The organism is Halomonas cibimaris (assembly GCF_039537045.1).
Classification (GTDB): domain Bacteria; phylum Pseudomonadota; class Gammaproteobacteria; order Pseudomonadales; family Halomonadaceae; genus Vreelandella; species Vreelandella cibimaris.
This window is the reverse complement of sequence record NZ_BAAAZT010000064.1, coordinates 21,213-29,090: the sequence shown is the minus strand read 5'-3', so window position 1 is coordinate 29,090 and position 7,878 is coordinate 21,213. Positions and strand designations below refer to the sequence as shown.

General features: G+C 62.0%; 6 protein-coding genes. 4 read left to right on the top strand and 2 right to left on the bottom strand.

Features of this window, described 5'->3' with window-relative positions:
• Positions 1-38: 38 nt before the first annotated feature.
• Positions 39-1,727, bottom strand: a complete 1,689-nt coding sequence (gene ggt / locus ABD654_RS06945; RefSeq protein WP_344703620.1) for a gamma-glutamyltransferase — start codon at positions 1,725-1,727, stop codon at positions 39-41.
• Between the two features lie 340 nt (positions 1,728-2,067).
• Between ggt and ABD654_RS06940 the strand changes: the two genes are divergently transcribed.
• The 4 genes from ABD654_RS06940 to ABD654_RS06925 all read left to right on the top strand — a co-directional run bounded on the left by ABD654_RS06940 (position 2,068) and on the right by ABD654_RS06925 (position 4,976).
• Positions 2,068-3,060, top strand: a complete 993-nt coding sequence (locus tag ABD654_RS06940) for a glycine betaine ABC transporter substrate-binding protein (protein WP_344703614.1) — start codon at positions 2,068-2,070, stop codon at positions 3,058-3,060.
• A 237-nt stretch (positions 3,061-3,297) separates the two neighbouring features.
• Positions 3,298-3,903 carry a hypothetical protein gene (locus ABD654_RS06935; RefSeq protein WP_344703612.1) on the top strand — a complete coding sequence of 202 codons (606 nt, stop codon included), beginning with the start codon at positions 3,298-3,300 and terminating at the stop codon, positions 3,901-3,903.
• Between the two features lie 39 nt (positions 3,904-3,942).
• Positions 3,943-4,368, top strand: coding sequence for a DUF1090 domain-containing protein (locus ABD654_RS06930; RefSeq protein WP_344703610.1), 426 nt, complete (start codon positions 3,943-3,945; stop codon positions 4,366-4,368).
• Positions 4,369-4,478: 110 nt separating this feature from the next.
• Positions 4,479-4,976: a TspO/MBR family protein gene (locus tag ABD654_RS06925; protein WP_344703608.1), complete on the top strand. Its 498-nt coding sequence runs from the start codon at positions 4,479-4,481 to the stop codon at positions 4,974-4,976.
• A gap of 54 nt (positions 4,977-5,030) precedes the next feature.
• Here ABD654_RS06925 and polA read toward each other — a convergent pair whose 3' ends face one another.
• Positions 5,031-7,817 carry a DNA polymerase I gene (gene polA, locus ABD654_RS06920; RefSeq protein ID WP_344703606.1) on the bottom strand — a complete coding sequence of 929 codons (2,787 nt, stop codon included), beginning with the start codon at positions 7,815-7,817 and terminating at the stop codon, positions 5,031-5,033.
• Positions 7,818-7,878: the final 61 nt, after the last annotated feature.

The window sequence follows — 7,878 nt, the reverse complement described above, 5'->3', positions numbered from 1 at the left end:
CGCCCAAGGGCGGCCGTTTTAAGCACGTAAAGCTCAGATCAAAGCCCAATCGCCGATGACGTGGAACGGCGCGGATCGGCACCGCCGTAGAACATGCCGTCTTCGATCAGAATCGACTGGGCCGCGCCCATGGCCGACTGCTGACTGATAGTGTGGCCGCGCTCCTTCAGCAGTTCCAGGGTGTCCGGGCTGAAGCCGGCTTCCACGCGGATTTCATCCGGCAGCCACTGGTGGTGCATGCGCGGAGCGCTGACCGCGGACTGGATGTTCATGTCGTGGTCGATCACGTTCATCAGCACCTGCAGCGTGGTGGTGATGATGCGCGAACCGCCGGGGCTGCCGGTGATCAGGAAGTTCTTGCCGTCTTTCTTGACGATGGTGGGCGTCATCGACGACAGCATGCGCTTGCCGGGCTCCACCTTGTTGGCCTCGCCGCCGATCAGGCCGTAGGCGTTGGGCACGCCGGGCTTGGCGGAGAAGTCGTCCATCTCGTTGTTGAGCAGAAAGCCCGCCCCTTCCACCACAATCCCCGAGCCGTAGCTGAAGTTGATGGTGTAGGTGTTGGAGACCGCCAGGCCCTGATCATCTACCACTGAGAAGTGCGTGGTCTCGTTGGACTCATAGGCCGAGGGCTGGCCCGCGCTGATCTCGTCGCTGGGCGTGGCCTTGTCCATGCTGATCTGCTCGCGCAGCTTGTCGGCGTAGGCTTCCGAGGTAATGCCCTCGAGCGGCACGTCGACAAAGTCGGTATCGCCCAGGTATTCCGAGCGGTCGGCGTAGGCACGCTTCATGGCCTCGGCCATCAGGTGCATGGTGTCCGCCGCGCCAAAGCCCATCTCGCCAATGGGGTACTCTTCCAGCACGTTGAGCATCTGCACGATGTGCGCGCCGCCGGAGGAAGGCGGGCTCATGGCGTAGATCTCGTGGCCGCGGTAGCTGCCGTGGCTGGGCTCGCGGATGGCGGGCTCGTAGCCGGCCAGGTCTTCCATGGTCATCAGGCCGCCGTGCTTGTCCATTTCAGCCACCAGCAGGCGGGCGGTTTCGCCCTCGTAGAACTCGCTTGCACCGTTTTCGGCGATGCGCTTGAGCGTGGCGGCAAGGTCGGGCTGGCGGAAAATCTCGCCGGCCTGATAGGCAGAGCCATCTTCCTTGAAGAACTTGGCCATGCTGGAATCCCAGGGCTCGAAGCGCTCTCGGGTGTCGTTCAGGCCTTTAACGAAGCGCGGCGGCACGGCAAAGCCCTCTTCGGCCAGGCGAATGGCCGGCGCCAGCGCGTCGGCAAGGCTCATGGTGCCGTACTCTTCCAGCGCCAGCGCAAGGCCCGCCACGGTGCCCGGCACGCCGGAGGCCAGATGCGTGTAGCGCGAACGCTCGGTCACGGCGTCGCCCTGCTCGTCCTGGAACATGGTCTCGGTGGCACCGCTGGGCGCAGTCTCGCGGTAGTCGATGGCGATCACCTCGCCGCTTTCCTCATCAGAAATCAGCATAAAGCCGCCGCCGCCGATGTTGCCCGAACGCGGCTGGGTCACGGCCAGCGCAAAGCCCGCGGTCACCGCCGCGTCTACCGCGTTGCCGCCGTTGGCCAGTACGTCCCGAGAGACTTTGGAGGCCAGCGTATGGCTGGTAGACACCATGCCCTTGGCACTTTCGACCGGGTGGAAACGCTCGCCTTCCAGAATCGCCTCCTGGGCGGTGGCGGTAGTCGCGGCAAGCGATGCCGACAGCATCAACGCGCCGGCCAGCACGCCCTGGGAAAGACGCGTCAGCCGTAACGGCGGCATGGATGCAGATCGCTGCTCGGAACTGTGCTCAGAACGGTACATGGGCAACCCCTTGTTATTATCCGTGTGTGATGCGCGAGCGGACATCGCCCAAACGCGCAGGATAACGAGGGTAGAAGAGCACCGCGCGGACCGCCATACCACTTAAGTCAGCGCGGCAGTCGATAGCGCGTTAAGCCACGCTTTTCAGCACAACGGCCGCCTTATCCGGCGGACCGTTTTACGTTGCTCTTCATGTAAAGCAGCGCTAAGGTCGTGCTTACCGCAGCAACCATAAGGAGCCCGAATGACATCTGGCTTGCGTACTTCTCGTCGCTTTACCCTTCATGCAGGCATCACCGCCTGTGCCCTCGGTAGCGCACTGCTGGCCGCCCCGCTCGCCGCAAGCGCCGCTGACGAACCCGCCGCCGTGCGTTTTGCCGTGCCGCCCTGGCCCGGCGTTACCGTCAAGTCCCAGCTTGCCGCCACCCTGTTTGACGCCCTTGGCTACGCCCCGACCCAGCAGGAAATCGGCGCTACTATCGCCTATCAGGCGCTGGGCGAAAACGAACTTGACGCCTATTTGGCGTCTTGGCTGCCGGCTCAGCAAGGCATGTACGACACCGCCACCAGCGGCAAGCAACAGCTGGTTGACCTGGGCACCAACGTCGACGGCGCCCGGCTGGGCTTTGTTGTGCCGGACTATGTCTACCAAGCCGGCTACACCTCGGGCGAAGACCTGTGCAGCAAAGACCTGCAGGACAAGGCCGGCGGCACGATCTATTCCATCGAGGTCGGCTCCGGCACAAGCGATCTGCTGGCTGACATGCAGGACAGCGCCACCTACTGCCTGGACGAATGGAACCTCTCGGAAACCTCGGCCTCGGGCATGTTCAGCCAGGCCAAGGCAGCGATGAACCGCGACGAGTGGATCGTGTTCTACGCCTGGACGCCGCACTGGGCCAGCATCGAGTACGATATCCAGTTTCTCGACGACCCGGAAGACGCCTGGGGCCCGGACGGCGGGCGCAGCGACGTACGTACGCTGATTACCCCAACGTTTGCCGAACAAAATCCCAACGCCGCACGCCTGCTTGAACAGCTGACGTTCAGCGCCGATCAGCAAAGCGCGATGATCAGCGGCTTTAGCTATGAAGAGCGCCCCGCCGACGAAGTCGCGCTTGCGTGGCTGCGGGATAACCCCGCTCAGGTAAAAGCGTTCCTCGACGGCGTCACCACCCGCAGCGGCAAGCCCGCCTGGCCTGCGGTGAAAGACACGCTCAACCTGCCCGACGCCTGAGTGCTTGCCGGCACAAGCGCAAGAGAAAAGGCACACGGCCGCCCACGGGCGGCCGTTCTGCGTTGGGTGGCGGCACATTCTGCTATTTATCGATACAATTTTGCTTCTAAATTCAGCGCATAACAGAACCAGCCAGAGGGACATCCAAATCGATGATTTCTTTTCCTGTTCCAGTTGGCGATGTTACATGATCAGGCAATCATTAATCATGCGCGCCCCAACAATTCGGTGCCTTGGATGGAAAACTCACAACTTGATGCAATCGCGGTAATTCGCAAGTCGGGACATGAACCCATCACAGAGTGTGGACGCCCAGTCGGCAAGAGCCTGCTGGATTTTTGGCAATGGTCCACATCGGACCTTGTTGGTAACGCGATGCGCGGCGTTCTCGCCGAGTACCTTGTCGCGGTTGCGGTAAAAGGTGACAGTGGCACACGAACCGAATGGGATGCTTACGATGTAAAAACGGCGTCTGGGGTCCGGGTCGAAGTTAAGTCTGGTGCGTATCTGCAAACCTGGGCGCAGACCAAGCTCTCAACCATCCAATTCAACATAAGCCCCTCTTTCGGCTGGGATTCCAAAACCGAAAAACTCGGTACAACGCAGGTTCGCCAAGCTGATGTTTATGTATTTTGTATTTTGGCGCACAAAGACAAGTCGACCGTCGATCCGCTCAACCTGGATCAGTGGGAATTTTACGTTCTTCCCACCGAGGTGCTGAATCAGCAGCTTGGTAAGCAAAAAAGCATCGGCTTAAGAAACTTACTGCGTTTACACCCAAGCTGCGCCAGGCATCACGAGCTATCTGATGCTATTAATGTCGCCGCCCACGGCCACCACTAACTCAAGCGACGGCTCTTCGAATCCACAAATAGAACTGCCATGCTCAAGATACTCGCTCCCTTCTTAACCCGCTCAGCCAGCGCCCTGGCAGGGCTCGCGTTGCTGCTTGCAGCCGCTCCAGCGTTAGCATCGTCAAGCTGTGATAGCGTCACAGGCTGCGACTGGAAATTCTGCGAGATCGAAAACAAGCTGAGCATCGCCCAACAGCATGGTAACGATCATCAGATAGCCGGCTTGAAAAAGGCACTGCAAGAGGCAACGCGGCATTGTACCGATGAAGGTCTTCGCGAGGAGTTGATCGACGACCTACAGGACGCCAGAGAAGACCTGGCCGAGCACGAGTCCGACCTTGCAGAAGCTAAAGCAAACGGCGATGCGGATGACCGCCGCCAGTACCAGCAGGAGGTGGAAGAAAAAAAAGCTGACATTCAGCGGCTGGAAAACGAGCTTTCGCGCCTGGATTAAGCCCGGCCAATAGAACAGCCGCCCACGGGCGGCCGTTTTGCATTGGAAACGCGCTACCGTATTGTGACGCAGCACAATCAAGCCACACGTTAAAAAATCGAGAACCTTGTATGCCACCATTCTCAAAGCAAAAACAAGCCCTCGGCCTGCTCGGCTGGCTGGCCGTGTGCTTTGCCGCATCTGCCGTGGGGGCGATTGCCTCGATACGGGCCAGCGAGTTTTACGGCCAGCTGATGCAGCCTGACTGGGCGCCGCCGGCGTCAGTGTTTGGGCCGGTGTGGACGACGCTTTACGCACTGATGGGCATCGCCGCCTGGCTGGTGTGGCGGCGGGGCGGGTTTGCGCGCCAGCGGCGGGCGCTTGCGCTGTTTCTTGTGCAGCTTGCGGTAAACGCGCTGTGGAGCTGGGTGTTTTTTGTCTGGCACCAGGGCGCGCTCGGATTTTTCAATATCCTGCTGCTGATTGTGCTGGTGGCGGCGACGATCGTCGCTTTCTGGCGGGCGCAGCGGCTGGCCGGTGCTCTGCTTGCGCCCTACCTGCTGTGGATCAGCTTCGCCGCGGCGCTCAACTATTCAGTGTGGCAGCTCAACCCGCAGATTCTGGGCTGACATAGCGCGGCCTTTCGACAAAAAACGCCGGCTATGCCGGCGTCTTTCTGCGCTTTAGTGCGCTTCGTCCCAATGGGTGCCGCTTTCGGCTTCCACCGTTAGCGCCACGTTCAAGCTAGCGGCGTTTTGCATGCGCTTGGCGACGTCTTCCTTGAACGCGTCTACCTGATCTTCGGCGACTTCAAACACCAGTTCGTCGTGGACCTGCATCACCATCAGCGCGTCGAACTCGCCCTGTTGCAGCCAGGCGTCAACGTCGATCATCGCGCGCTTGATGATATCCGCCGCGGTGCCCTGCATGGGCGCGTTGATCGCGGTGCGTTCGGCTGCCTGGCGGCGGTTGCGGTTCTGGGCGTTGATTTCCGGCAGGTAAAGCCTCCGGCCGGCGACGGTTTCGACAAAGCCGTCCTCGGCGGCCTGGGTGCGAATGCGCTCCATGTAGCGCCCCACGCCGGGGTAGCGGTCAAAATAGCGGTCGATATAGGTCTGCGCCTGGCTGCGCTCAATGTGCAGCTGGCGCGAAAGCCCCCAGGCGCTCATGCCATAGATCAGCCCGAAGTTGATGGCCTTGGCGCTGCGGCGCTGGTCGGCGGTGACCTTGTCCACCGGCGTGCCGAACACTTCTGCGGCAGTAGCGGCGTGGATGTCCTGGCCTTCGGCGAAGGCGGCCAGCAGGCCCTTGTCTTCGGACAGGTGGGCCATGATGCGCAGCTCGATCTGGGAATAGTCGGCGGCGACCACGCGGTAGCCGGGGCGCGCGGTAAACGCCTGGCGGATCTTGCGCCCTTCCTCGGTGCGGATGGGGATGTTCTGCAGGTTGGGGGCCGACGACGACAGCCGCCCGGTGGCGGTCACCGCCTGGTGGTAGCTGGTGTGCACCCGCCCGGTGGCGGGGTTGACCAGCCGCGGCAGCTTGTCGGTGTAGGTGGATTTCAGCTTGGAAAGCCCCCGGTGCTCGATGATGACCTTGGGCAGCGGGTAGTCCAGCGCCAGCTCTTCGAGCACGGCTTCGGCGGTAGACGGCGCGCCCTTGGGGGTTTTCTTGAGCACGGGGAGCTTTTGCTCGTCGAACAGGATCTCGCCGAGCTGCTTGGGGGAGCTTAAGTTGAACTCGCGCTCGGCCAGCTCGAACGCCCGCTGTTCCAGCTCGTGAATGCGCGTTTCAAGCTCGCCGCTTTGGCTGTGCAGGCGCTCGGCGTCCAGCGCGACACCGGCGCGCTCCATGCGCGAAAGCACCGAGATCAGCGGCAGCTCAAGGGTTTCCAGCACTTGGGCCAGCCGCCCTTCCTCCTTGACCCGGGGCATCAGCTCGTCGAACAGGCGCAGGGTGATATCCACGTCTTCGCAGGCGTAGGGCACGGCCTGCTCCAGCGCTACCTGATTAAACGTCAGCTGCTTGGCGCCCTTGCCCGCGACTTCCTGAAACGACGTGGTGGTCTCGCCTAGGTACTTCAGCGCCAGCGAGTCCATGTCGTGGCGGGTGGCGGTGGAGTTGAGCACATAGGAGGCCAGCATGGTGTCGGCCAGCGGCGGCGCCACGTCGATGCCGTAGCTTGCCAGCACGGAAATATCGTATTTGAGGTTCTGGCCGATCTTGGTCTTGTCAGCACTTTGCCAGAGGGGCGTGAGCGCTTCGAGCACGGCGCAGCGATCGAGCTGGTCCGGGGCGTCCAGGTAGTCGTGGGCCAGCGGAATATACGCCGCCTCGCCGGCTTCCAGCGCCATCCCCACGCCGACGATTTCGGCCTCCATGTAGTTGAGGCTGGTGGTTTCCAGATCAAAGCAGAAGCGCTCGGCCTTTTGCAGCCGGGCAAGCCAGGCGTCCAGCTCTTTTTGCGTGGTAATCGTCACGTCCTTGCGCCGGCCGGAGGCTCCTGACGGCTCGCCGGCGTTTTCATTCTCGCCGTCCGCGGCGCTTGCCGGGGCCGGCGTGCCGCCTTTCACGTCGTCCACGCCCTGATCTTTCCCCTGCAGCAGCTCGGCCAGCTCGCGCTTGAACTCGAGCTCGTGGTAGAGCTCTACCAGCGCTTCCCGGTCCGGGTGGGCGATGTCCAGATCATCCAGCCCCGCCGGCAGCTCGCAGTCGGTCTTGATGGTGGCCAGCTCATAGGAGAGATACGCCTGCTCGCGGTGCGCTTCGAGCTTTTTGGGCAGGCTCTTGGCGCCGCGAAAGCCAAGCGTGGTAACCCGCTCCAGATCGGCGTAGATCGCATCCAGCCCGCCGCTTATGCCCTGCAAAAGCCCCAGCGCGGTTTTCTCGCCCACCCCGGGCACCCCGGGGATGTTGTCGGAGCTGTCGCCCATCAGCGCCAGATAGTCAACGATCAGGGCGGGCGGCAGGCCGAATTTACCCTCGACGCCGGCGGCGTCCAGGGCTTCTCCCTTCATGGTGTTGACCAGGGTAACACGCTCGTTGACCAGCTGGGCCATGTCCTTGTCGCCGGTGGAAATCACCGCGTCGCGCCCGGCCTCGGTGGCGTGGTGGGCAAGGGTGCCGATGACGTCGTCGGCCTCCACGCCGTCAATGCACAAAAGCGGCAGGCCCAGCGCTTTCACGCACTGGTGCAGCGGCGCAATCTGGCTTTTGAGGTCATCCGGCATCGGCGGGCGCTGGGCTTTGTATTCGCTGTAAAGCTCGTCGCGAAAGGTTTTGCCCGGGGCGTCGAACACCACCGCCATGGGGCTTTCCGGATAGTCCTTGATCAGGCGCTTGAGCATGTTGAGCACGCCTTTCACCGCGCCGGTGGGCCGGCCCTGAGAAGTGGTTAACGCCGGCAGCGCGTGAAACGCCCGGTAAAGGTAGGAGGAGCCGTCAACTAAAACGATCGGTGCGCGAGCCATAAGTATCCGTTGCCAAAAGGAGGGTGCAGAAAAGAGAATGCGGAAAAGAAAGCGCGGAAAA